The sequence below is a fragment of the Rhodococcus sp. SJ-3 genome, from assembly GCF_051918125.1.
GTDB lineage: Bacteria > Actinomycetota > Actinomycetes > Mycobacteriales > Mycobacteriaceae > Rhodococcus.
This window is the reverse complement of the sequence record NZ_CM123306.1, coordinates 848,178-872,561: the sequence shown is the minus strand read 5'-3', so window position 1 is coordinate 872,561 and position 24,384 is coordinate 848,178. Positions and strand designations below refer to the sequence as shown.

Sequence of the window (24,384 nt, the reverse complement as noted above, 5' to 3'; positions counted from 1 at the left end):
CGTCGCGCAGCACCATGCTGCACGGTATCCGGGTTCTCGATCTCGCAACCCTGGCGGCCGGACCACTTGCGGCCACGTATCTCGGCGAGTTCGGCGCCGACGTGATCAAGGTCGAGCAACCGCAGGGCGGCGACCCCATCCGGGGATGGGGTGTGCAGAAGGGCGGGATCGGACTCGTCTGGAAGAGCCTCGGACGCAACAAGCGTTCCGTCACTATCGATCTCCGCACCGAGGACGGTCAAGAACTCGTACGACGTCTCGTTGCGGAGTGCGACGTCGTCGTCGCGAACACCCGGCCGCACACCCTTACCCGATGGGGGCTCGACTACGAGTCTCTCAGAGCGGTCAACCCGAAGATCGTCATGTTGCACGTCACCGGGTTCGGCCTGACCGGACCCAAGTCGTCGCGACCGGGATTCGGGACGCTCGGTGAAGCCATGAGCGGATTCGCCCACACCGTCGGCGAATCCGACGGCCCACCGACACTCCCGTCGTTCATGCTCGCCGACGGGGTGGCCTCGTTGAATGCCGCGTATTCGATCATGATGGCGCTGTACCACCGGGATGTCCACGGTGCGGACGGTCAGCTGATCGACGTGAATCTGGTCGACCCGTTGGCGCGTCTGCTCGAACAGTCGCTGCTCACCTACGACCAGACCGGCGAGATCGCGCAGCGCACGGGGAACCGGTGGGGGATCTCCGCACCCCGCAACACGTACCGGACGCAGGACGACCAGTGGCTCGCGATGTCGGCAAGCTCTCCGACGATCGCGTTGCGGGTGTTCCGGGCGATCGGGCGCGACGACCTCGTCGACGATCCCGATTTCTCCGATCCGCAACGGCGTCTCGCGCATGTGGACGAGGTCGACAAGATCGTGGCCGAATGGGTGGCGCAGCACACGCTCGACGAGGCGATGGCCGTGTTCGAGGCCGGAGAGATCGCCGCAGCGCCCGTCTACGACATCTCCCAGCTCGTCGAGGACGAACAGATGAAGGCCCGTGAGGTGTTCGTCCGTGTCGAAGACCCGGACCTCGGGAGCATGCTCGTCCAGGCGCCGGTTCCGCGATTCTCGGGGAATCCCGGAATCGTCGACGGTCTCGGGCCGGCATTGGGCGCCCACACCGAAGAGGTCCTCACCGAACTCCTCGGTCTCGGCGACGAGCAACTCGTCGATCTGTGTGAACGCAACATCATCACGTCGGAAAGGAATTCGTCATGACCTCCCAGCCCCGTCCGATCCGAAGGTCGGAACTGGCGACACCGGCGTCCAACGAGCGGATGTTCGCCAAGGCTGCCGCTTCCGATGCCGACCTCGTGTTCCTCGACCTCGAGGACGCCTGCGCCCCCGCGGAGCGGGAAGAGGCCCGCGGCAAAGCTGTTCGTGCGCTCAACGAACTCGATTGGGGACACACCGCCCGCGCGATCAGGATGAACGGTATCGACACCCGCTGGGCGTACGGAGACATCGTCGAGGTCGTCACCGGAGCGCGCGAGAACCTCGATGTCGTCATAGTTCCCAAGGTCACCGCCGCTCGTGACGTGTGGTGGGTCGACACCCTCCTCACGCAGGTCGAGGACACCCTCGGCATGACGAAACGTATCCGGCTGGAAGTGCTCATCGAGGACGTCGCCGGTGTCGCGCACGCGGAGGAGATCGCGCTGTCCAGCCCCCGGTTGGACGCACTGATCTTCGGCGCAGGCGACCTCTCGGTGTCGCAGGGAGCCCGGGTCGACACGAACTTCCGGCCGCGCGACGAATACCCCGGTGACTTCTGGCATTACGCGCGAATGACCGTGCTGACCGCTGCACGCATCGGTGGGCTGCTCGCCATCGACGCCCCGTATCCCGATTTCGCGGACGCCGACGGATACGAACGCGAGGCCCGTCGTGCATCGGCGTTGGGTTTCAGCGGCAAATGGGCGATCCACCCGTCTCAGATCGACATCGCCAACGAGGTGTACTCACCTACGGAGGAGGAGATCGGCCAGGCGAAGCGGAATCTCGAGGCCTATCGCGAGGCGGAAGCTCAGGGTCTCGGTGCGACGAGCGTGGACGGGCAGCTCGTCGACGCCGCGCACGTCAAGCTGGCGCTTGCCGTTCTGGAACAGGCGGAGCGGGCGCGACGCTGAACTGCTCACCGTCGTCTACGGAGTGGTGCGACTGCTGGACGGGATCGACGGTGAGCGTGTGCCCGGTATCGCCTGGACCGTCGGGCACGTGGCCTTCCTCGCCTCGCTGGGATTCTTCGCGGGTGGTCATGCTCACGATGTGCGATCAGGGCGATTACGTCTTGGATGCCCTGCGGCACGCGACGCAGTCGGCGTCCGGGATCGAGGTTAACGGGATACCGGTGCTTTCGAGCGCCTTCAGCATCAGAGCCCGGCCCCGGCCGTGATCGAGCGGGAGATCCAGAAGCCGGTTGTGTCGGTCGACGGCGACCTCGACGTCGTCGGAGCAATCCCACAGTGCGAGGGCGCGGTCGCCACGGTAGGCAGATCGGTAGTGGATCCCTTCGATCTTCGTGGCGGCGGGTTGATCCTCGTAGATCGCGCGGGCCCATTGTTGGGTGAGCTCGCGGTTCTCGTTGCCGGAAGCGAGCGCGGGCAACGCGCCGATTGCCATCGCAGCACCGGGTTCGTCCAGGTCGAACGTGACGATCTCGCGTAGCGGGCGTACCTGGGCGGCACGCCACTTCGAGCACAGTGCCGCGACCCCGGCCTCGCCGAACACTTCACCGGCGCAGGTTGCGAGGTCGATTCCGAGGTAGAGGACCGAACGACCGTCCGGATCGATCGACGGGTCGGTGAACGAGGGGGTGTGGTGATCGAACCGGCCGCTCGGACCGTAGGGCTTGAACGCTGCGCCACCGGAGGTGAACCGATCGTGGTGGTAGATCCGGTACCAGGGTGCCGCGGCACCATCAGCGGGTGTCCATGTCCACAGATGGTTCGCGGCAGGCAGTGGACGGGCAGGCGGATCGAGGGGCTTGGCCATCAGGCGGTTGCCAGTGTCCGGACGACAGCGAACACGTGGTCACTGTTCCGGATCATCTCCTGCGCGGGTGTACGACCGTCGAAGTTGTCGTTCGGCCGGCTCATCCACCGCGACAGGCTCACCTCCCCGCCGGGGAAGGTATCGGCGAGTCGCGTCAGGCCGGGTAGAACCGGATCGGCATTGTCCGGAGTGAACTGCCACGCCGGGAAACGCCACTCGCGACCGTCCTTGAGGCCGATCAGGCGACGCTGAGCAACCCACTCGGACACTGTCTGCGGGGAGATGCCGAGAACGTCAGCGGCTTGGGTTCGCGACAGGGACACGCTCAGCTCGGCGCGCCGCTGCTCGACCTGTAGTGCCAGGTTGGCCTGCTCGAGCGCTGCGGCCTCTTCGGCCGAGATTCTCGGTCCCCAGTCGTCCTCGGCGTCGACCTGCAGCGCAGGGACGCTTGCGAGCAGGTGATCGACCAGAGACTGACTGAGCGTCCTCCGGAGCGTCCCGCTGAGACCCATCTTGGCCTCGGTGACCGCGTCGGCTACGGCCTGCGAGACTTGTTCCAGTGTGGTAATCGGGGTCGTTGTCATGTGTGTCGTCATCCCACCCATCTCCTGTATCTGCTCGTCTACCAGCATACGCGGGATACGCGGGATCTGCGTGATATGGAGGAGGTGCTGCATGGTGGGCTGCTCGCCATCGACGCCCGTATCCCGATTTCGCGGACGCCGACGGATACGAACGCGAGGCGGAAGCTCAGGGTCTCGGCGACGAGCGTGGACGGGCAGCTCGTCGACGCCGCGCACGTCAAGCTGGCGCTTGCCGTTCTGGAACAGGCGGAACGCCGCCGACCGAAGCGCCTTCGCGACGGGAACGGCGGCCGTGGCACTCCTCGACATCCGCATGCCGGGGATGGATGGAATGGAGGCGCGCGTATCGTCTGCGCCGAGACTCCGTCGCGGGTGGTCATGCTCACGACGTTCGATCAGGACGAGTGCATCGTCGATGCGCTGCGTGCCGGCGCCAGTGGTTTCCTCCTCGAGGACGTCAGACGCGACGACCTCGTGTACATGCTCTACGGGTTGCGGCAGCAGAGTCGCTCCTGGCACGTCTGTCACCCGCACGCTCATCGAGGCCTTCGCCTCCGGCGCGGCCGCCCTCCCGCTACAGCCCTCGCGACTCGGTCTGTTGACCGCCCGTGAGGTCGAGACGCTGCGGTTGCTGGGTGCGGGGTTGTCCAATGCGGAGATCGCGGTGTCCCTCCTCCCTGCGTGACCGGGTCCAGGCCGTCATCGCCGCATATGAAACGGGTCTCATCCGCCCGGGAACCGGTTCTGCTTGAACGCCCACGCGGAACGTGGGTCGGAAGGGTCACACGCGCTCACGTGCAGAAGCGCCGCAGTGCGTGGTTCCGGTGGCAGTCGCCACCGGAACCACGCAGGAGCCGCACCGATTACCAGAGACGCGCGGATGCCAGTTCTGCACCCTTGGTGAGCGATTCGAGCTTCGCCCACGCGATCTGCGGGTGGATTCGACCGCCCAGACCGCAGTCCGTCGAGGCGATCACGTTCTCGGGGCCGACGACACTCGAGAACCGCTCGATCCGGTCCGCGACGAGTTCGGGATGCTCGACCACATTCGTGGCGTGACTGATCACGCCCGGCACGATCTGCTTGCCGTCGGGTAGCGTCACGTCTTCCCAGACCCGCCATTCGTGCTCGTGACGGACGTTCGCGGCCTCGAGCGAATACGAACCGGCATCGATCGTCAGCATCGTCTCGACGAGGTACTTGAACTCGAGGTCCGTGGTGTGCGGCCCGTGCCAGCTGCCCCAGCACAGGTGGAAACGGATCCGGTCCTGTGGCAATCCGCGCAGTGCATGGTTGAGTGCCTCGATGCGGATGCGGGTGAAGGCGAGATAGTCCTCCACCGTCGGTTCCGGGTTGATCTGATCCCAGTTCTCGGCGATCGACGGATCGTCGATCTGCAGGATCATTCCGGCATCGATGATCGCCTGGTACTCCTCGCGCATCGCGTCCGCGCATGCCCAGATGAACTCTTCTTCGGATTTGTAGTACTCGTTCCCGATCCGCGATGCGCTACCGGGCGAGAGCGAGGTGATGAAGCCGTTGTCTGCACCGGACGCGGACAGGGCGACTTTCAGGTTCGCGATGTCCGATGCGATCGCATCATGTCCGGTGTAGGTGACGGGGCCCGTCGCGGTCGGAAACACCGGTGCCTCGTCGCCGACGGAGACACCGCTCCTCGGGTCGCCGTACGCGTCGGCGAACTTCGTCCAGTCGCGTCGGTCCGGGAACGTCGTGAGCTGCACGTTGCCCGGAGTCGACCGGGCAGGCTCGCCGCCGAACGGCCCACCTTCGGCCAGTTCCAGCCCGGACACGCGCTGGAACGAGTACGACCACCAGGCACCGTAGTCGACGGCCGAAGACATCGCCTTTCCGTACTCACCGTCGCCGGGAGTGGTGATCCCGAGGTCGACCTGGCGACGGACCAAGGCCTCGACCTGTCCGGCGAGTAGTTCCGAGTACTCGGTCGTCGTGTCGAGTCTGAACCCGTCTGCGGCCTCCCGGCGTGCCCGGTTGGCGGCCACCAGTTCGTCGGTGCGAGGGAGGCTCCCGGCGTGGGTGGTGCGAATGTGTTTGGTGCTCATGGTGATCGAGTTCTTTCTGGGAATCGTTATCGGTCGAGCTCGGATCGAACTGTTGCCGCCGCGGCGACGAGGTTCGTCAACGACGCCGTGACTTCGTCGGTGCCGCGCGTCTTGAGGCCGCAGTCCGGGTTGACCCACAGGCGCTCGGCCGGAACAGCGCGCAGCGCCTCACGGAGAGACTCGGCGATCTCGTCCTCACTCGGAACACGCGGTGAGTGGATGTCGTAGACGCCGGGACCCACGCCGAGATCGAATCCGACTGCGTTGAGGTCGTCGAGAACCTCCATGTGTGAACGTGCAGCCTCGATGGAGGTGACGTCGGCATCGAGTTCGGCGATAGCCTCGATGACCTCGCCGAATTCGGAGTAGCACAGGTGGGTGTGGATCTGGGTCGAATCCGCCACGCCCGACGTCGCGAGCCGGAAGGCTCCCACAGCCCACTTCAGGTACTCGGCCTGCTCGGAGACGCGGAGCGGCAACAACTCTCGCAGTGCGGGCTCGTCGACCTGGATGATGCGGACTCCTGCGGCCTGCAGGTCCACCGTCTCGTTGCGTATGGCCAGGGCGATCTGATCGGCGGTGTCGGCAAGGGACTGGTCGTCGCGGACGAACGACCACGCAAGGATCGTCACGGGACCGGTGAGCATGCCCTTGACCGGCTTCTCGGTGAGCGACTGAGCGTAGGTGATCCACTCGACGGTCATGGCGTCGGGGCGCGCGACGTCGCCGTAGAGGATCGGCGGACGCACGCAACGGCTGCCGTAGGACTGGACCCAGCCGTTCTCGGTTGCGAAGAAACCGTCCAGTTGCTCGGCGAAATACTGCACCATGTCGTTTCGCTCCGGCTCACCGTGCACGAGCACGTCGATTCCGAGCTTTTCCTGCAGGGAGACCACCTCGGCGATCTCGTCACGCATCTGCTGCACGTACTCGGCCCGCTCGATCTCGCCCTTACGCAGTGCAGCGCGGGCAACGCGGATCCGGGTGGTCTGCGGGTACGACCCGATCGTCGTGGTCGGCAGCAAAGGCAGGTCGAGGTGCTGCTGCCGGATCTCGCGGCGCTGATCGGCCGACGTGCGACTGCGATCCCCCGTGATCGAGTCGAGCATGCCGCGCACCTGGTTGTTGCGCAGACGAGGATCGGACGCGCGCAGCTCGGCGGCGGCACGAGCCGCGTCGAGCTCGGACGCCACGGCGTCGCGGCCACTGCGCAGCGCGGTCGACAGCGTGGCCACCTCGGCGAGCTTCTCCGCACCGAACGCCAGCCACGCGCGCAGCGACTCGTCGAGGCCTGATTCTGCCTCGACCGTGTACGGAACGTGCAGCAACGAGCACGAGGACGACACCGCCACCGAACCCGTCGAGCCGAGCAGTGTCGCGAGGGCCGCCAGCGCCTTCTCCAGGTCGGTGCGCCACACGTTGCGGCCGTCCACCACACCCGCCACGATCAGTTTGTCCGACAGAGTAGGCAGTCCGGCGATGCCGGCCGCGTCACCTGCGACGAGGTCGACTGCGAGGCCTTCGACACCGGTGCGGGCGAGCGCAGCGAGCGCCGGACCGAGGTTGCCGAAGTAGGAGGCGACGAGGATTGCGGGACGGTCCTGCGCCTGCGAGAGCGTGCCGTACACCTGCTCGACCGCGGCGACGGTCGCGTCGTCGAGATCGCGGACGAGTGCGGGTTCGTCGAGCTGCACCCACTCGGCCCCGGCGGCGGCGAGCTGCGCCAGCAGATCCCGGTAGAGCGGGACGAGTTCACCGACGCGGTCGAGCAGCGGGCCTTGCCCGTCGACGGCCTTCGACAGCAGCAGGAACGTCAGTGGTCCGACGACAACCGGGCGGGCAGGAATACCGAGCGCACGGGCCTCGGCGACCTCGCCGAGAACCTTCGAGGTGTCGAGGGCGAAGACGGTGTCCGGGCCGATTTCCGGCACGAGGTAGTGGTAGTTGGTGTCGAACCACTTCGTCATCTCGAGCGGTGCGACGTCGTCGTTGCCTCGCGCTGCGGCGAAATAGCGGTCGAGGTCGTCGGCGATTCCTGACACACGAGGCGGCAGTGCGCCGAGCATGGCTGCGGTGTCGAGAACGTGGTCGTAGTACGAGAACGTGTTGACAGGGATCGAGTCGAGCCCGGCATCGCGCTGTGCGGCCCAGGTGTCGACGCGCAGATCGGCAGCGACCTTATCCAGGGCGTCGCGATCGATCTTTCCGGCCCAATAGGATTCGACGGCTTTCTTGAGCTCGCGGTTCGGTCCGATCCGTGCGGATCCGAGAACGGTGGCGTGGAAGGCCGGTGCAGAGGATGTAGACACTGGTGGTACTCCGGTGGTCGGTCCGTGGTGGCCTACCGCCCGTTGGGTGCACGAATCCGACCGAGCCCAGTCGACTCCGATCCAGCCGGAGCGAAAGAATGCGATGCCGGTCCGCGCGCCCTGTCCACGAGGCGGCACACCGCCGGGCACGGCGTGCCCGGCGCAGATGGCAGGTCTTCGGACTTGCAAGCGCCCGGGCCTGTGGGCCCGTACCTAGTGGCCGTCGCTTCCCGGGATGATGCCCAGTGCTGATGACGGCGGTCGTTCCTGCATACCGCTGCGGGACAGTCCCGGATTCTCACCGGGTTCCCTCTCCGCATCCCGATCGAGGATGCGTCGACGCCGCCACGGTCTTCGGGGCTCCTCACGACCGGCACGGCGAACCAACTACATCCCGGAGTATAGCCACGTCCTCGTTCGAATGGGCAATCGCTGAAGCGGAACGGCTACAACGCAATCAGACAGATACCGCCCTTCCCAAGGGTTGTATCTGTCTGCGCGGGTTGTAGTTTCGTCGGTGCGTTCCTGTCGGCTGTGCTGGTCAGGAGTGGCGAAAGCCTTTACCGGTGCGGTCGCGGGGATCCGGCTCCAGGCCGAGGAACTCCGAGCGGATCCGATCCCACGCCTCGAGGTGCTCCCACACAGGTGCCTCGGTCAGTTGCTGCATGTTGGTGAGGAACGGGGTGGGCAACATGACAGTGAGCATCTGCTCGTCGCGGCCGTTGAACAGGCGTACACCCCACGATGTCGGGGCGTCGTCCTTGCCGATCCTGCGGTACAACTCGGCGCGGCTGCAGCGGCGGATACGGCCGAGTTCCGGGCCGCTCGCGGTGTGCTCGCCGATGCACAGATGGAAATGCCAGCGACCGAAGTCGACGGTCGCATACCCGTCGTACATCGAGATCTTCTTCGGAGCGTTGGGCGCGGCGACCTCGAGCGCCGAACCTTCGATGAGCAGGCCGAACCACATGTCGTTCCAGTACTCGTCGAACAGCAGCCGGATCAGACGCAGCAGTGAGTCCTCGTCGGTGGGAAGTGCCCAGCGCTGTTCGCGACCGCCGTCCTCGGTGTCGACGATCTCGGGGTCGAATACGACTGTCACAGAATCTCCTTCGTCGATGTTTTCGGTGGGCTGGGGAAGACGCAGTCGCCGCACACTCCGCCCCCGGGGACGCGGTAGTACAGGCAGCAACTGCGACGCCGGCCGGTCGAGCGAACCAGCGCGCCGGCCAGACGGGGATCGTCCAAGAGCGTGTCGATGTGTGTCTGCGCTGCTTCACCGATCACTCGTCCGGCCCCGATGAGCGCAGACGCGGAGTTCCCCCACATCAACCCGGGGGCGACGATGTCGCTCCACGCCTCGATAAGCGGTTCGAGCTGGTCATCGAGAACTTCACCGGTGGCCGAACCGAATTCGGGGTCGACGATGTGCAGACGCAGACCCCCGTCGTTGCGCCACAGCAACGTCTCCGGGTCGAGCCGGATGCATCGGCCGGAGTCCACGACCGAGCCCAACGCAACGGACCACATTCGTGCGGCGTAGCCGAAGAACAGAGTCGACGCGGCCACTCGCGTCTCCCCGGTTCCCATTCGGTGCGCCGTGTCCGACACCAGAGGATCGCGAACCGTACAGTCGCGCAGCGCAGAGGTCGGTTGCCACCGGCTGTCCGATACCGGACCGGTGCTCACCGCGAAGTAGGGACTCAGCGCGGCGATGCGTTCGAGTACTGCAGCAGCATCAGGCACGGCTGTCCTCCGGTTCGAGGTCGAACACCAGTGTGCGCGGATCGAAGCGCATCCGCCCACGATCGAATGCTGCCCCGATACGCCCTGATTCGGCCAGCGCAGCGGGGGAGTCGCAGGTCAGTGTCCGGTCGCCGTCGAGCAACCACATCCGGTCCGACACACGCAGCGCGAGTTCGAGTTCGTGGGTGGACATGATCACGGCCAGGTTCTGTTCACGAGCGAGCCGACGTAGCACGTCGACGAGCTCGACCCTCGAGGGAACGTCGAGAAACGATGTCGGTTCGTCGAGTACGAGCAGCGAGGGATCCTGAGCGAGCGCGCGGGCAGTGAGCGTGCGTTGCCGTTGCCCATCGGACAGCTCGCTGAACTGCCGGGACGCCAGTTCTGCCGCGCCGACCGCGTCGAGCGCCCAGTCGACCGCGGCCTTGTCCTCCGGTGAGAGCCGTGCGTTGGCCGGGAGGTGCGGTGTGCGTCCCAGGGACACGAGTTCGCGCACTGTCAGCAGACCGGGATCGATACGTTCGGTCAGGACCACGGAGATGCGGGTCGCGAGGTCTGCGGGACGGATCGACGACAAGTCGTCGCCGTCGATCAGGACCTGCCCGCGCAGCGCCGGTTGCAGTCCGCACAGGGTGCGGAGCAACGTCGACTTCCCTGCTCCGTTGGGGCCGACCAGCGCGGTGAGTTCACCGCGGCGCGCGACGGCATCGAGACCGGTCGCGATCTCGGTGACGCCGCTGCTCCGCAACGCGCGGCGGCGTGTGTAGCCGATCGTCACCTCGCGCAGTTCCACACCGTTCGTCAGTCTGTTCACAAGGCCGCTCCCAGCGCTCCACGCCGGCTGCGCACGAGGACGATGATGACGACCGGCGCGCCGACGAGTGCGGTCACCGCATTGAGCGGGAACACCGTGTCGGTGCCGGGCATCTGGCTGGCCACACCGCACACCAACGCCACCACCGCACCGAACAGTGCGACTCCGGGCAGCAGTACTCGATGATCGGAAGTGCCGAATGCCATGCGCGACAGGTGCGGAACGATGAGACCGAGGAATCCGATGGGCCCGCAGAAGGCAGTGGTGACGCCTGCGAGCAGTGCGGCCGACACCACCGTCGTCAACCGGACGACGCGGATATCGATGCCCATGGAGCGGGCGTATCCCTCACCGAGGAGCAGCGCGTTCAGTGCCCGCACCGTCAGGAGCGCCACGGCTGTGCCCCCGATCACCACGGGTATCAGCAACTTCAGATCCGACCATGTGGTCGCGGTGAAACTGCCCAGGCCCCATACGAGGAACTGCTGAGCGCGCTGCGGGTCGGCGTAGACCAGGAGTACGGAGACGACCGCTGTGGTCGCCGATCCGAGCATCACACCGATGAGCAGCAGTGTCACTGCCGAACGCACCCACCGCGACAACACCACGATCAGCATCAACACGGCCGCTGCGCCGAGCGCTGCAGCGATGACGACTCCCGTGCGGCCGAGCCCGGCGAGATTCGCTGTGAATCCACTGGCTCCGCCGCCACCGGCCACGACGACGATCGCAACACCGAGACTCGCACCCGAGCTCGCGCCAAGGATGTACGGGTCGGCGAGGGCGTTGCGGAACAGGGTCTGCATCTGCAGACCGGCGATGCCGAGTGCCGCGCCCACCGCGATCGCGGTGAGCGTGCGGGGCAGCCGTAGGTCGTGGATGACCATGCCCCAGCGAGGATTCTGCGCGTCCTGCCCGATCAGGACGCGCAGAGTTTCGTCGAGAGGCACCGTGACCGACCCCACCGTCACCGATACCACGGTGGCGACCACGAGCGCGGCGACGAGCGCGGAGAACGCCACCGCCACCCGCCGGGCGCGGACGGGGGGAGCAGAGTTCTCAGCGACCGCAGGTGCTGCGCCGAGCACGGTGGTCATGCCGGCAATTGCTGGTAGAACGTGAACTTGTGATCGGGCAGCAGTTCGGGATGCAGGATCGCTACGAGGTCGGACAGGACCAGGTCGGGTCGGAGCACGCCACGCTCGTAGTAGTCGTTGCCGCCGCCCGGCCCGAGGGCTTTGTTCGCGTTCCATACCTGACCGGTGCCGACCGCTGCGAGTTCGCCGTAGCGTTCGTCGTCGGCGAGGGCGTCACCGATGGAGGTCCAACTGTTGACGACGAGCCAGGTGGGGGCGTCGGAGGACTCCGCGATCACGGCTTCGAAGTCGAGGGGTAGCGACCCGGTGCTGGTGACGTCCTGCCACGGCCACGTGGCCCCGGCATCGCTGAACAGGCGGCCCATGTAGCTGCCGCCCGACGACATGTACCAGGTGCCCTGCGACATACCGCCGAGCAGCGCCGGTGCGGGCTCTGCTCCCGCAGCCTTGTCGGCGACCTCCAGGTAGTCGCTGCGGATACCGTCGTAGACCTCTTCGGCGCGGGCTTGCGTGCCCGTCAGGGCGGCCATCACCTTGATCCACTCGGCGCGACCCAGCGGTGACGATTCGAGCCACTCGGCGTTCGCGACCACACCGATCCCGGCTTCACGCAGCTGCGTGTATGCGGGGTCGTCCATTCCGCCGGTCATCACGACGTCGGGTGCGGCAACCACGACGGCTTCGGTGTCGATCGTGCCGCCGGACGCGTACTCGGTGACATCACCGGCGGCGATGCGGTCGACGACCGCGGTGTCGCTGACCATGGATCCATTGGACACACCGGTGAGGACGTCGAGCACGTCGAGTTCGGTGACGAGCGGAAGGTGCGTGGTCGAACCGGAATACAAGCTCGAGATCGGCACCGTGATCTGCTGGGCATCGGCCAGTTCTGCGGACAGTTCCGGAGCGGGTGCACCACACTTGACCAGCACGTACGATTCGGGGGAGCCGCCGGGGAACGGTTCCTCCACGGTGAGTACCTGGTAGCTGTTCTCGTAGGTGATCGAGAAGTTCTCGGCATCGACGATCTCGGACTTGTCGGGGAAGTAGTCGACTGTCGCGTCGAAGTCCGTGATACACCCGTCCGCCGTGGTGTCCATCTCGGGTGCGGTCGTGGCGGTCGAGCAGGCGGTCAGCACCACGCCTGCAGCTACCAGTGACACGAGAACTTTCGGAGATGCTGCGCGCACACGCATGGCGATGACGCCTCTCTCGGGGAGATCCGCCCCGGACAGTGAGGTGTGGCAACGTGAGTATCTGGCTCCCGGGATTTCCCGGATACAGTGGCGGGACCGCGCCGGATTCGCACCGGCTTCCTCATCTGTCGTCACAATGACGCGCTGAAATTAGCACAACCGTCTGAGCGGGGATTCCACCGCGGCGCGAACCCACCGGCAGGCAGCGACATCGTGTTCGACGAGACCCATGCGTTCGAACTCGTCGAGCCAGCCCCGCATGGGCCACCACCCCCACCGCCGATGGAACAAGGCCGCGTTGACGAGGATGTCATCGAGGTGCTCGACCGGAGGGCTCGACACCGGGTGGTACTGGTGGAAGGCGTGCGCGCCGCCGACCCACGCCATCGGTACGTCCGCTCGCGCAGCCAGTTGTCCGAAGTCCGTGTCCTCGCCGCCGTAGCCGTGATAGTCGGTGCAGAACCCGCCGATCCGTTGCCACACCGGAACTCGTACCGCGAACGACAGCGACCAGAAAACGTCATGCGCCGTGTTCACGACGATCTCGCCGTCGGGCGGAAATGGACGAGCCGGATGCGGTGCAACCGAATCGGTGAGGTGGTCGAGGGCGTACCCCTGCGGGCCGGGTTCCGGAAGATAGGTGACCGGCCCGTTGAGCAGAGCCCCGGGATGGGATTCGGCAGCGTCCGCATACCGTCCGAGCAGGCCGGGTGCGGGGATGCAGTCGACGTCGAGAAACACCAGCAGATCTGAGGTCGCCGCCTGCGCGCCCAGGTTCCGTGCAGCCGCGACCGGGAGTGTCGCTCCTGGGACATCCATCGGCACGACCTGCGCGGGTGCTCCTGCCGCTGCAACGACCCCGGCAACCGCGGGATCACCCATCGCCACCACGATGTGCTCGTCGGGTACGTACCCGCTCCGGGCCACTCCTTCGAGTTGCCGACGCAGATGCACACTCCGGCCTGCGGCGACGGTGATCACCGCGACGGTCACGATGTGCCTGCCAGCTGGTCCACGACCGCCGCGGCCCTTGCCGCCGCGCCCTCGACCCGCCACCGTTTCCATTCGATCGGGTCCAGGTTGCGCGCACGTCCGATCAGCTCGGGCCACTGTCCCGGGTCGGGCCAGCCGTCGAGCCCCACGGCCAAGCCTTCGGCGTCGAGAGCGGCAGCGCTCGAGCGCTGTTCGTCGAAGGGGCGTGGCTCCGCAATGATGACGGCCGGTCGTGCGGCAGCGGCGATGTCGGCGACCGTGTTCTGTCCGGCGTGTCCGATCACCACGTCGGCTCCGGTGAGAAACTGCCACGGGTCGTCGACCCAGGACCCGCCCTCCAGGCCGAGTCCACGCCACTCGTAGGCGGGGAAACGCGTCGAGTATCCGTGCAGGTCGCGGTTCGTGATCGACGACCCCCCCGCTGCCGCTCATCACCACCACCCGCGGACGGATGCGCGAGGTCCGGGAGGGAGCGGGCCGTCCGTCGAAACGGCTGATGCCGCCGACGTACGTCGTCTTGTCCGCGTACGGATGCAGCCACGGCGGGTCGTATACCTCCCGCGACCACGGAGCAATCAGATGGTCGGCGACCCGGTAAGCGAGTGTGTGTGCTGTATCGGTGCGATCACCCGGCATCGCGAGGACGACCACGGGGATCCCGTACAAGCGGGCGAGAAGGGTCACCTCGACGGACACGTCCACCACCAGCAGGCGCGGACGTGCCTCGGCGATCCAGGAACCGAGCGCGTGCATGCGCTCGCGCAGGCCATCGTCGTGTGTCGGCACCCAGTGCAGGACATCGTGTGCGGTGGGGTCGTGCGCGGTGTCCACGGACCGGTCGTCGCGAGGCAGCGCCACCACATCGTCGACGACGTCGGCGCACAACCCGAGCGGGGCCGACGACAGCGCTGTCACCGGGGTCTCCAGATGCGCACAGATGCTCGCCGCACGAGTGCGGTGCCCGTGCCCGTGGTGATGAATGTAATAGCCGATCATGTGGCCCCCGCGAGTTGCCGGTACAAAGCAACGTAGGCATCGACCATCGTGCGTTCGGAACACCGTTGCTCTGCGCGTGCGCGGGCGGCGGCACGCGAGAGCGTCACGGCGTGCGGTATCGCTGCGGCCAGTGCCGCGGCATCGTCCGGGCCGACCAGGCAACCGCTGGTCTCGTCCACCAACTCCGGGATTCCACCGCGAGCCGTCGCGACGACCGGGGTTCCGCATGCGAGGGATTCGGCGACCACGAGCCCGTATGGCTCGTCCCATTGTGGAGTGACGATCGATGCGGCTGAATTGCCCACTGCAGCAGCGAGTTCCTGCTGGGGGAGGTGCCCCAGGTAGGTGACGTCCGCGCCGAGACGTGGTTCGACGTTGGTGGTGAAGTAGGTGGGGTCGCTGATCGGTCCGGCAAGCCGTAACCGGTATCCGGCGCGCCGGGCCGCGTCGATCGCGACGTGCGCCCCCTTCTCGGGCACGAGCCTGCCGAACCAGATCAGGTCGTCTCCACCCGGTCCGACCGGCCAGGCAGACAGGTCGACGCCATTGGGTACCACCGAGATGGGCCCGGTCGCGTGCTCCCACGCTGATGCGGTGTGCCGGCTGACCGCGACGAATGTGCCGGGGCAACCGCCGGGTGCCGCGATGGCCGACTCGAGCCATGGCGTGGGTGAGGTGTGGAGGGTGCACAACATCGGGGTATGCAGTGTGCGCGCCATCGCGATGGGAAGATAGTGCAGGCTGTGGTTGTGGACGACGTCGTATGCATCGCCCGCAGATCCTGCCAATGCGAGCATCAACGACAGGTAGGCGTGGTGGTCGCCGAGGAACCCGCGCGCAGGCATCGATTCGTCGCGGCAGGCCGCTGCGCTGACGTCGAGCTCGGGTACTTCGAGGAAGGAGGCGGGCAGGTCGGGATCCGAACCCGGCGCGGCATAGAGCGTCACCTCGTGTCCGTCCTTGCCGAGGGCGCGTGCCAGGTGCCACACGTGCGTTTCGAGGCCGCCCGCGAACGGTTGCCGGATGGGATACCGGTTCGACGCGATGAGCGCGATCCGAAGTGGCTTGATCGTCACAGCACACCGCACCTGGCGATGGCCCGCTCGTAGATGTTCCGATGGGCGCACGCGAGGTCGTGACGTTCGTCCATGCGCGCAGTCCATGACCCGCGCGGAAACCTCTTGCTGTGGTGGAGCTCTCGCACGTTTCGGTCGAGGGAGGCGGGATCGAACCTCGTCTCGTCGAAGGTGTAGACCCCGCACGGACGTTGTTCGCCGTAGAATCCACAGCTCGGCGCGACCACGGCGGTTCCGAGGTCGAAGCATGCTTCGAGCCAACCGGAATGGGTTCCGAAACGATACGGAAGCACCGAGACCGACAGGCCGGAGAGGTATCGCCACAGTTCGTCGTCGGAGAAGTATCGGTGTACGCGGACGTCGACTTGCGCATCGTCGCCGTAACGCTGAATGTGCGCACCGCCTTGGGGTTGAACCAGTATTTGTTGTCCGGGTCGAAGACCTCGTCGTGCACGTTGATCTGCAACACCGCGCCGGGCAGCGTCCTTACGGTTTCGCTGAGGGTGTCGAGCACCGGGAACAGATCCATATTGGCGCGCAGACTCTTGGCATGCACTCCCACGACGAACGGGCCGGGCGTGCGCGGACGTTCCATCCAACGCCGTTCGACGACGTGAGGGTGCGGCAGGACCGTCGGGCGTCGACCCCACTGCCGGTGGATGTAGTCGGCCGCCCCCGGGGTGAGGGTGACGAGTTCGTCAGCCGACGGGATCAGCACGTCGAGCTGCTTATGGTGGTCCCCGGGCTCCGAATGGTGAGGATTACGCAGATCGTGCACCGTGTAGACGAGCGGCTTGCGATGCCGGGCGAGTTCGGCGACCACATCCTGCAATTGCTCCGCGCTCACCGCATCGAACCCGAAGTGAAGATGGAAGACGTCGAATTCGGTGTGGTGGTCGTTCACCCAGCCGGGTTCGAGCATCAACGGCGGCCACCAGCTCCCGGGGATCTTGCGTCCATCTTCCGGCACCGGATCTGCAAGCCGGGTCACGTCGTCGCCGTCCGGACATGCGAGGTGCCGCACGTAGACGTGCGAGGCGGGCACGGACGCAACACGAACTGTCACACGAACCTGCCTTCTTCTGGGGCGCCCTCTCGGCGACTGCGCGCGGGCGCATTTTCTGCTGCTCCTGGTCTTCGAACGGGATACCCGGGCCGACGGGTCTCTACACCGGAGAGGTAGTACCGCCGCACTCATGCCCGATTCGGGTGATCTGGCTAGGGTGGCAGGTAACGACCATCGAACGAAGGGACCGGTATGGGTGTCAGCTTGGCCAAGGGTGGAAACGTCTCGCTTTCGAAGGAGGCACCGAACCTCACGGCAGTGACGATCGGCCTGGGCTGGGACGTCCGCGCAACCACAGGCACCGACTTCGACCTCGACGCCAGCGCTCTGGTCGCGGGAGCGGGCGGCAAGGTGCTCTCCGACCAGCACTTCGTGTTCTACAACAACCTGCGTTCGCCCGACGGCGCTGTCGAGCACACCGGCGACAATCTCACGGGTGAGGGCGACGGCGACGACGAATCGATCAACGTCGACCTCGTCGCCCTGTCTGCGGACGTGCAGTCGATCGTGTTCCCGGTGTCGATCCACGACGCCGACGCGCGCAGCCAGTCCTTCGGTCAGGTCCGCAACGCGTTCATCCGCGTCGTCGATCGCTCCAACGACCGCGAACTCGCCCGCTACGACCTGACCGAGGATGCCTCCACCGAGACTGCGATGGTGTTCGGTGAGCTGTACCGGCACGGCGGCGAGTGGAAGTTCCGTGCCATCGGACAGGGCTATGCGTCCGGGCTCGCGGGTATCGCGCGGGACTACGGCGTGAACATCGGCTGAGCGCGCGGACGGAAAGGCAAAGGTGGGGTGCCCGGCGTCTGCCGGGCACCCCACGCGTCGTTTTCGGCCGGGCTCAGTCCTCGATCCAGAGCTCCTCGGGTAGCGGCGAGGCCAGGGTGTAGAGCCGCAGCCCGTGAACGTCCTCGCCCATCATCACGGACGGCGTGGACCGGACATACCAGACTCCCGGATGGAGTTCGGTGATCCGTTGCTGGACGACTTCATAGGCCTGGGTGCGTTCGTCGATCGTCTCCGCGGTTCGGCCTGCATCGAGTGCTTCATCGAGTCGAGGGTCGGAAACCCCCATGAAATTGCCGGTCGACTCGGAGTGGAACGCTGTCCAGAGCGCGTAGTCCGGGTCCTGGGTGATCGCCGACGAGACCATCATGTCGAAATCGTGCGCACCGGCCCTCGCGGCGCCCGTGGGGAAGTCCACCACTTCGACCTCCACCGAGACGTTGTCGTAGGCGCCGAGCTGTGCTTGCAGGGATTCGGCGGTGGCCACATTGTCGACGCCGGTGTATGTCGTGAACGTGAACTCGACGGGTTTTCCCTCGGCGGCCAACTCGTCGAACAACGCCTGAGCGGTCGCTTTGTCCTGCTCCGGTAGCGGGATATCGGAATAGAACGGTGAGTCCGCCGGGAAGAGAGTATGCGGCACTTCGCCGTCACCGTTGAACACGACGGAGTTGATCATGTCGCGGTCCACGGCCAGCGCGACCGCCCGGCGAGCACGCACGTCGTCGAACGGCGCGCGTCGAAAGTTCATTCCCAGGTACTGCCCGCCGCCGGCAGACACGGTGGAAACCTGTGCTCCCGAGTTCTGGGCCCTGGTGATGCTCGATGGATTGGTTTCCGCAGAGAGGTCGGCGTCGCCGGTGGTGATCGCGTTCACCCGCTGGTTGGTGTCCGATACCGAACGAATCGTAATCGCGTCGAGGTAGGGCTTGGGCGCATCCCAGTAATCCGGGTTGCGTTCGAGTTCGATTGCACCCTGCCGCATCCATCGCGTGAGCTCGAACGGTCCGGCCCCGACAGGCGCTTCGTCGAATGCTGCTCGGCCCTTCTCGAGCGCGGCAGGTGATGCGATCCAGTTCATGGATGTGGCCAGCATCCCCTGCGGGAAGCTGGGATTCGGTTCGTGCAGAACGACCTTCAGCGTGGTCGCGTCCACCACTTCGGTAGTTGCGATCTGTGAAGCCTGGCGGACGGCGGTGGAGCCGAGTGCCGGGTCGCGGAGCCGCTCCCAGTTGAACTGGACGGCGGCAGCGTCGAGCGGCGTGTCGTCGGTGAACATGAGACCTGGCCGAAGCGTGAGCTCGTAGGTGGTACCACCGTCGGTGCTGTCGAATCCTGACGCCATGGTGTATTCGATTTCGTTGGTGTCGGGATCATTGATCATCAGGTTCCCGTAGAGGGCGTTACCCAGCATGGGCTGGTGCACCCATGTATTGGAAAGACCGGCGGGATCGAGTGTTCTGGGCTCGCCGATCTGCAGAACGCTCAATTGCCCTCCGGGCACCGGGTCGCCTGCGACGGACGGAGCGGGTGATTCGCTCGGGCTCGAGCCGCACGCGGTGAGGAGTAGCACCGAGAGGGTGGTGAAGAGCACGGTCGTTGCGAAATGGGGTCTGATCATCATCAACCTCTCGGGCGGCTTACCGAACGGGCGAAGCGCAGAGGGCGGACGGCGGATGCCGGACGCGTCGGAATCGATCCGAAAGTAAGCCTCGAACTCCGGTTAAGTCAACCGTTCGAACCCAAACTGCTGAAAATTTCCCGGAATAGAAATTTCTCGATTCGAACGGTTGACTTAACTGTGAACCGGGGATAGCTTGCGAGAATCGATCGACTGAAACCGGAGACCGGAACTGTGAAAGACTCGAAGAGCATGCAGGATTCGAATCCTCTGCAGCCTGTCGACGGATCGAAGACCAGATTGCTTCTGATCTCGGCGGCCGAGAAGCTGGTGGCCGAGAACGGGCCGGAAGGCGTGTCGTCACGACAGATCGCGGCAGCTGCCGGGCAGACCAACAATTACGCGGTCCAGTATCACTTCGGAAGCAAAGAAGGATTGCTCGACGCAGTATTCGCTCATCGTCTCCAGCGCGTCGATGCGGTGCGTGCCGAACTGTTCGAAAGCGCGATGTCCAGTGGAGAAGAGCCGTCGGTGAGGAAGTGCCTCGACGTCGTGCTTCTTCCCTTGGCCGACGAGGTACCCGACCCGGACAGCCGATACGTCGGTTTCCTCACTCGTGTGTTCCTGTACCGGTTCAACGAGATTCCAGCGTGGTTCGGCGGCGGCGAACGGCCGATCAGTCCGATCGCGATTCGCGTGGCAGAGATGATCAGGGCGCAGATGTCGTACGTACCGGCGGCCCTCCGGAACCGGCGGATTCACATCGTTCTTGCCAACTGCCTGCTCGCTCTGGCGAGTTTCGAACAACAACTGTCGAACGGTGAGACTCCGGAGCTGCCGTTCGACGTCTTCGTCACCGACCTGCTGGACACTGCCGCGCAGGCGCTTGCCACACCCCTGTCGGAAGCGACGGCCGCTGCTTTGCGCGCACACGAGAACCGATCGGAAACTTCATGAGCATTCCCCTGAATCGGGCCCCCGAAGGGGCACCGAATATCGTCGTCATCCTCCTCGACGACCTCGGATTCGGGCAGATAGGTTGCTACGGGTCCGATATCGCGACTCCGAACATCGACCGGCTCGCTTCGGGTGGGCTGCGATTCAATCGTTTTCATGTGACGGCACTGTGCTCACCCACTCGTGCGGCGCTGCTCACGGGCCGTAACCACCACGCCGTGGGGATGGGCTTCCTCTCCGACATTCCCACTACCGAACCGGGGTATACCGCGAGTATCCCTCCGACGGCCGCGGCATTGCCGCGGATCTTGCGGGACGCCGGCTGGAGCACCATGGCGGTGGGAAAATGGCACCTGACGCCGCCGGGCGAACGGAGCAGCGCGGGGCCGTTCGATCGGTGGCCGCTCGGGATGGGTTTCGAGAAGTACTACGGTTTCCTTCGCGGCGACGCCAATCATTGGGCGCCCGAGCTGGTGCGCGACAACACCTATGTCGCCCCTCCGAGCGGACCAGGAGATGGGTACCACCTGACCGAAGACCTCGCCGACGAGGCAATTCGGATGGTCGTCAGCCAGCAGGAGTCGGCGCCCGGGAAGCCGTTCTTCCTGTATTTCGCGACCGGGGCCATGCACGCGCCGCATCATGTCGAACGGTCGTGGGCCGATGCCTACGCAGGGCAGTTCGACGGCGGCTGGGAACGTTGGCGAGCGGAGGTGTTCGAGAGGCAACTCGCAACCGGGGTCGTACCCGCAGGCACGACACTGACCGACCGGCCGTCGTGGGTACCCGACTGGGATTCGCTGACCGATGAGGAGCGCCGGGTCTACGCGAGGATGCATGAGGTCTACGCAGGCTTCCTCACCCACACCGACGCACAGATCGGGCGGGTCGTCGACAGTCTCGACAAGCTCGGGGTCCTCGACAACACACTGATCTTCCTGATGTCCGACAACGGTGCCAGCGCCGAAGGTGGGGTCGGCGGTACGCACAACGAGCACAGGTTCACGCATCACATCCGCGACGACGTCTCGGAAAGTGCGGCACTCCTGGAGGATTGGGGCGGACTCGACGGATATCCGCACTACGCGTGGGGATGGGCATGGGCAGGCAACACGCCGTTCCGGCTGTGGAAGCGCTACACCTGGCTCGGCGGCACCCGCGTTCCCATGATCGTGCACTGGCCCAGCGGAATCCGCGACGCCGGTGGGGTTCGTGATCAGTTCGCCCATGCGATCGACATTCTGCCCACGATCCTCGACGCGTGCGGCGTGACGATGCCGGATACGGTCGGCGGTGTCGATCAACTCCCGGTCGATGGCGCGAGTCTGCTCCCGTCGTTCGAGGATGCTGCGTCGCCGCCGCCCCGAACGACCCAGTACTTCGAGATGCTCGGATCCCGCTCGATCATCGCCGACGGATGGAAGGCCACGACCGACCATGTATCGAAAGGTGTTCTCGACGAGGAACTCCTGATGGAGGGGAGCAGGGACTTCGACACCGACGCCTGGTCGTTGTTCCGCCTCGACGAGGACTTCTCCGAGGCGCACGATGTATCCGGCGAACACCCGGCCGTCGTCCTGGCCCTCGAACGCCAGTGGTTCATCGAGGCAGACCGCAACAACGTGACCCCGCTCGCCGACAGCCTGAGGGGTCGAGGGGCGGGCATCAGGCCGCGACATTATCCGGTCCCCTCGGTGCTCACCCTGTACCCGGAGGGCGGGCCCATCTCCGACGACTCGCTGCCACGGATGACCGGTGGTGGTCGTGTCCTCGCCGACGTGGATGTGCTCGCAGGAGACGCCGAGGGGGTTCTGTTCGCGCTGGGCGACTGGACCGGCGGATTCGCCGGGTTCGTGGACCGCGGCATCCTGACGGTGGTCGCCGCGACACCGGGCGGAGAGATCCGAGTGGTCGCGGATCGGCCGCTGACGGCAGGACGGCACAGCGTCGGATGTGCATTCCGGCCCGCACCGAACGGGTTGCTGAGAGTCGAAGCGGTCATCGACGATGCCGTCGTCGGGGCCGCCGACAGCAACCACGAACTGCCTCACGCGTGGCAGCACGGTGGCGCATCGTTGACCCTCGGACACGACAGGGGGCTGCCCGTGTGCAAAGACTACGAACCGCCGTTCGCGTGGAACGGCGTGCTCCATCGAATCACCGTCGAAACGACCGGAAGCCGACCGGTAGCGGAGAAGGACGTCATCCGATTCGCGATGCAGATCGATTGACAATACCGATGAAAGGAAGTCGCACCATGATCGACTCGTCCGTAGGAACCCCCGTCTCCACAGGAACATCCGCCGACGCCGCATTCGAGATCTACGCGAACGGGGGAATCACGGTCCATAAGGTCGGCCACCGACTCGGGGCCGTCATCGACGGCGTCACGCTCTCCGGAGACGTCTCCGACGAAACGTCTCTCGCAATCAGGTATGCGCTCGCCGTGAACAAGGTGATCTTCTTCCGTGGCCAGCACCACCTGACCGACGAGATCCAATACGAGTTCGGTGAGCGAATCGGCGTTCCGACCACAGCGCATCCGTCCCTGGGCGCCGACGACAGAAAAACACTGGTCCTCGAAGGAGCCGCGAGTGGCTGGCACACCGACGTCACCTTCGTCGACAGGATCCCCAAGGCATCGGTTCTTCGTTCGGTGAAAGTGCCGCCCTACGGAGGTGCCACGACGTGGGCGTCGACCACTGCCGCCTATGAGCAGTTGCCCGACCCGCTGCGCCTGCTCGTCGAGAATCTGCGGGCGGTGCATTCCAACCGTTCCGACTATGCCGCAGCGCTCGCTCCCGAACAGTTGAGCGGAAACTACTCGAAGTCGAAGGAGGACTTCCGGAGTGGATTCGCGAGGCTGCCGTTCGAGACCGAGCACCCGGTGGTGCGTGTACACCCCGAAACGGGGGAGCGAAGCTTGCTCCTCGGCCACTTCGTCCGCGATTTCGTCGGCCTGAAGGCCTCGGAGACCAGCGTCCTGTTCTCGTTGCTGCAGAATCGCATCACGAAACTCGAAAACACAGTGCGGTGGGCCTGGGCGGACGGAGACGTCGCCATCTGGGACAACCGCAACACTCAGCACTACGGTGTGGCCGACTACGGCGACCATCCCCGGGAGCTGCGACGAACGACCCTTGCGGGGGACGTGCCGGTGGACGTGCACGGCAACACCAGCCGAGTCCGTGAGGGCGACGCCTCGTCCTATTCCGTGGTCGACAATCCAGTGCGGCTACCGGGATTCGCAAGCGTATAGAAGTGGACTCGTCTCAGCGCACCAGTTTCCACTTCGTCTCGTGGCGGTAGAAGGTCGACCGCTTGAGCGCGCGAGAATTGGGGACACCGTCGCGGGTGAGGAAAGCCTCGGGAGAACCGAGCTGGACGGCCCTGCCGGTGAGCCACTTGTAGCCGCCGAACCATCGGGCCCGGTCGACGGCGGCGCGTAGTCCCGGCATCTGTGGAGTCGGCTCGATCCGGATGCCGGGCACCGTGCCGGAGAACAAGCGGGTGTCGTCGACGTATGCCTCACCCACGAGCCCGTTCTCGTCGCCGCGGACGAGCGCGCGCCCCACGAGAGCCACCCCCGCGTCGTCGCGGATGAGCGGGATCGACTTGGCCTCACCCTGTAGTGCAATGGACGCGGCCTTCGAACCGGTGCGCAATCCGTAGGCTTCCGTCGCGGGTGTCCGCGACTCGGGGACGAACGCGACCTCGACCCCGAGGCGGTCGGTGCGCATCAGCCGTGTCAGTGTTGCCGCGAATGCAGCGTCGTCGCCCACGATGATCAGTCGGGGATCGTCCACCGACTCGATGTGGGCGAACACATCCTCGAAGTCGTCCTTCTCCGGAATCGCAGGAGCCGACAGCGCGGTTACTGAGGTGAGTGCCAAGGGGAGTGGCACATCGCCGCATCTGAGCACTACCGGGGTCAACTGATCTCCTTGCTGGTCACGATCGGGCGGCCGTCGGTCAGGCGTCCACTGTAATCCGAACCGGTGCCGGTCGTGGGGACCCCGGATCGTGGCGGGCCGGGCAGAGTAATCGGATACCGAAACCGGAG

19 protein-coding genes, 2 pseudogenes and 2 riboswitches are annotated in these 24,384 nt (G+C 65.7%); of the genes and pseudogenes, 6 read left to right on the top strand and 15 right to left on the bottom strand.

From position 1 onward, the window contains the following. Positions 1-14 precede the first annotated feature (14 nt). Both ACTDXD_RS03970 and ACTDXD_RS03965 read left to right on the top strand, forming a co-directional pair. Positions 15-1,220 carry a CaiB/BaiF CoA transferase family protein gene (locus ACTDXD_RS03970; protein WP_440127524.1) on the top strand — a complete coding sequence of 402 codons (1,206 nt, stop codon included), beginning with the start codon at positions 15-17 and terminating at the stop codon, positions 1,218-1,220. After that, positions 1,217-2,131, top strand: a complete 915-nt coding sequence (locus tag ACTDXD_RS03965; RefSeq protein WP_440125890.1) for an HpcH/HpaI aldolase/citrate lyase family protein — start codon at positions 1,217-1,219, stop codon at positions 2,129-2,131. Before ACTDXD_RS03970 ends, ACTDXD_RS03965 begins: the two co-directional genes overlap by 4 nt. Before the next feature lie 154 nt (positions 2,132-2,285). Here ACTDXD_RS03965 and ACTDXD_RS03960 read toward each other — a convergent pair whose 3' ends face one another. The 13 genes and pseudogenes from ACTDXD_RS03960 to ACTDXD_RS03900 all read right to left on the bottom strand — a co-directional run bounded on the left by ACTDXD_RS03960 (position 2,286) and on the right by ACTDXD_RS03900 (position 16,933). Beyond that, positions 2,286-2,996: an RES family NAD+ phosphorylase gene (locus ACTDXD_RS03960; RefSeq protein ID WP_440125889.1), complete on the bottom strand. Its 711-nt coding sequence runs from the start codon at positions 2,994-2,996 to the stop codon at positions 2,286-2,288. Further along, positions 2,996-4,108, bottom strand: coding sequence for a helix-turn-helix domain-containing protein (locus ACTDXD_RS03955; RefSeq protein WP_440125888.1), 1,113 nt, complete (start codon positions 4,106-4,108; stop codon positions 2,996-2,998). The genes ACTDXD_RS03960 and ACTDXD_RS03955 overlap by 1 nt, the downstream gene beginning before the upstream one ends. A 335-nt stretch (positions 4,109-4,443) precedes the next feature. Further along, positions 4,444-5,661, bottom strand: a complete 1,218-nt coding sequence (locus ACTDXD_RS03950) for a cobalamin-independent methionine synthase II family protein (protein ID WP_440125887.1) — start codon at positions 5,659-5,661, stop codon at positions 4,444-4,446. 26 nt (positions 5,662-5,687) lie between these two features. Next, positions 5,688-7,970: a 5-methyltetrahydropteroyltriglutamate--homocysteine S-methyltransferase gene (metE, locus tag ACTDXD_RS03945; protein WP_440125886.1), complete on the bottom strand. Its 2,283-nt coding sequence runs from the start codon at positions 7,968-7,970 to the stop codon at positions 5,688-5,690. A gap of 151 nt (positions 7,971-8,121) precedes the next feature. Next, positions 8,122-8,326: riboswitch (cobalamin riboswitch) on the bottom strand. A gap of 185 nt (positions 8,327-8,511) precedes the next feature. Next, entirely contained in the window at positions 8,512-9,072 is a 561-nt protein-coding gene (locus ACTDXD_RS03940; protein ID WP_440125885.1) for a DUF7676 family protein, read from the bottom strand. After that, positions 9,069-9,716: a (2Fe-2S)-binding protein gene (locus ACTDXD_RS03935; RefSeq protein ID WP_440125884.1), complete on the bottom strand. Its 648-nt coding sequence runs from the start codon at positions 9,714-9,716 to the stop codon at positions 9,069-9,071. The genes ACTDXD_RS03940 and ACTDXD_RS03935 overlap by 4 nt, the downstream gene beginning before the upstream one ends. Then, the gene (locus ACTDXD_RS03930) at positions 9,709-10,530 is read right to left on the bottom strand and encodes an ABC transporter ATP-binding protein (protein WP_440125883.1); all 822 of its coding nucleotides are present in this window, start codon (positions 10,528-10,530) and stop codon (positions 9,709-9,711) included. The genes ACTDXD_RS03935 and ACTDXD_RS03930 overlap by 8 nt, the downstream gene beginning before the upstream one ends. Continuing rightward, complete coding sequence (locus ACTDXD_RS03925; protein ID WP_440125882.1) at positions 10,527-11,627, bottom strand: FecCD family ABC transporter permease; 1,101 nt, start codon at positions 11,625-11,627, stop codon at positions 10,527-10,529. Before ACTDXD_RS03925 ends, ACTDXD_RS03930 begins: the two co-directional genes overlap by 4 nt. Further along, positions 11,624-12,823 carry an ABC transporter substrate-binding protein gene (locus ACTDXD_RS03920; RefSeq protein ID WP_440125881.1) on the bottom strand — a complete coding sequence of 400 codons (1,200 nt, stop codon included), beginning with the start codon at positions 12,821-12,823 and terminating at the stop codon, positions 11,624-11,626. The genes ACTDXD_RS03925 and ACTDXD_RS03920 overlap by 4 nt, the downstream gene beginning before the upstream one ends. 35 nt (positions 12,824-12,858) lie before the next feature. Beyond that, positions 12,859-12,977: riboswitch (cobalamin riboswitch) on the bottom strand. Next, entirely contained in the window at positions 12,974-13,816 is an 843-nt protein-coding gene (locus ACTDXD_RS03915) for a glycosyltransferase family 2 protein (RefSeq protein WP_440125880.1), read from the bottom strand. Its footprint overlaps the riboswitch before it by 4 nt. Then, positions 13,813-14,812: pseudogene (locus tag ACTDXD_RS03910) on the bottom strand (glycosyltransferase). Before ACTDXD_RS03910 ends, ACTDXD_RS03915 begins: the two are co-directional and overlap by 4 nt. Next, complete coding sequence (locus ACTDXD_RS03905; protein WP_440125879.1) at positions 14,809-15,888, bottom strand: glycosyltransferase; 1,080 nt, start codon at positions 15,886-15,888, stop codon at positions 14,809-14,811. The pseudogene ACTDXD_RS03910 and the gene ACTDXD_RS03905 overlap by 4 nt, the downstream one beginning before the upstream one ends. Further along, positions 15,885-16,933: pseudogene (locus ACTDXD_RS03900) on the bottom strand (glycosyltransferase family 1 protein). The gene ACTDXD_RS03905 and the pseudogene ACTDXD_RS03900 overlap by 4 nt, the downstream one beginning before the upstream one ends. A gap of 213 nt (positions 16,934-17,146) precedes the next feature. Between ACTDXD_RS03900 and ACTDXD_RS03895 the strand changes: the two are divergent. After that, positions 17,147-17,725 (top strand): TerD family protein, encoded by a 579-nt coding sequence (locus ACTDXD_RS03895; protein ID WP_440125878.1) that lies wholly within the window; start codon positions 17,147-17,149, stop codon positions 17,723-17,725. 73 nt (positions 17,726-17,798) lie between these two features. Here ACTDXD_RS03895 and ACTDXD_RS03890 read toward each other — a convergent pair whose 3' ends face one another. Continuing rightward, the gene (locus tag ACTDXD_RS03890; protein ID WP_440125877.1) at positions 17,799-19,367 is read right to left on the bottom strand and encodes an ABC transporter substrate-binding protein; all 1,569 of its coding nucleotides are present in this window, start codon (positions 19,365-19,367) and stop codon (positions 17,799-17,801) included. Between the two features lie 249 nt (positions 19,368-19,616). On the opposite strand from ACTDXD_RS03890, the gene ACTDXD_RS03885 reads away from it, so the two are divergent. From ACTDXD_RS03885 to ACTDXD_RS03875, 3 genes are read left to right on the top strand one after another with little or no spacing between them, the layout of a single operon-like run. Next, positions 19,617-20,321 carry a TetR/AcrR family transcriptional regulator gene (locus tag ACTDXD_RS03885; protein ID WP_440125876.1) on the top strand — a complete coding sequence of 235 codons (705 nt, stop codon included), beginning with the start codon at positions 19,617-19,619 and terminating at the stop codon, positions 20,319-20,321. Further along, the gene (locus ACTDXD_RS03880; RefSeq protein ID WP_440125875.1) at positions 20,318-22,552 is read left to right on the top strand and encodes an arylsulfatase; all 2,235 of its coding nucleotides are present in this window, start codon (positions 20,318-20,320) and stop codon (positions 22,550-22,552) included. The genes ACTDXD_RS03885 and ACTDXD_RS03880 overlap by 4 nt, the downstream gene beginning before the upstream one ends. A gap of 26 nt (positions 22,553-22,578) precedes the next feature. Further along, positions 22,579-23,580, top strand: coding sequence for a TauD/TfdA dioxygenase family protein (locus ACTDXD_RS03875; RefSeq protein ID WP_440125874.1), 1,002 nt, complete (start codon positions 22,579-22,581; stop codon positions 23,578-23,580). Between the two features lie 13 nt (positions 23,581-23,593). Here ACTDXD_RS03875 and ACTDXD_RS03870 read toward each other — a convergent pair whose 3' ends face one another. Beyond that, a complete protein-coding gene (locus tag ACTDXD_RS03870) occupies positions 23,594-24,244 on the bottom strand; it encodes a hypothetical protein (protein ID WP_440127523.1) in 651 nt (216 codons plus the stop codon). Positions 24,245-24,384: the final 140 nt, after the last annotated feature.

Bases quoted from the DNA above. Each gene is read 5' to 3' on its own strand.
- ACTDXD_RS03970 (WP_440127524.1), top strand. From the start codon at position 15: ATGCTGCACGGTATCCGGGTTCTCGATCTCGCAACCCTGGCGGCCGGA.
- ACTDXD_RS03965 (WP_440125890.1), top strand. From the start codon at position 1,217: ATGACCTCCCAGCCCCGTCCGATCCGAAGGTCGGAACTGGCGACACCG.
- ACTDXD_RS03960 (WP_440125889.1), bottom strand. From the start codon at position 2,996: ATGGCCAAGCCCCTCGATCCGCCTGCCCGTCCACTGCCTGCCGCGAAC.
- ACTDXD_RS03950 (WP_440125887.1), bottom strand. From the start codon at position 5,661: ATGAGCACCAAACACATTCGCACCACCCACGCCGGGAGCCTCCCTCGC.
- ACTDXD_RS03925 (WP_440125882.1), bottom strand. From the start codon at position 11,627: ATGACCACCGTGCTCGGCGCAGCACCTGCGGTCGCTGAGAACTCTGCT.
- ACTDXD_RS03920 (WP_440125881.1), bottom strand. From the start codon at position 12,823: ATGCGTGTGCGCGCAGCATCTCCGAAAGTTCTCGTGTCACTGGTAGCT.
- ACTDXD_RS03895 (WP_440125878.1), top strand. From the start codon at position 17,147: ATGGGTGTCAGCTTGGCCAAGGGTGGAAACGTCTCGCTTTCGAAGGAG.
- ACTDXD_RS03890 (WP_440125877.1), bottom strand. From the start codon at position 19,367: ATGATGATCAGACCCCATTTCGCAACGACCGTGCTCTTCACCACCCTC.
- ACTDXD_RS03885 (WP_440125876.1), top strand. From the start codon at position 19,617: ATGCAGGATTCGAATCCTCTGCAGCCTGTCGACGGATCGAAGACCAGA.
- ACTDXD_RS03880 (WP_440125875.1), top strand. From the start codon at position 20,318: ATGAGCATTCCCCTGAATCGGGCCCCCGAAGGGGCACCGAATATCGTC.
- ACTDXD_RS03875 (WP_440125874.1), top strand. From the start codon at position 22,579: ATGATCGACTCGTCCGTAGGAACCCCCGTCTCCACAGGAACATCCGCC.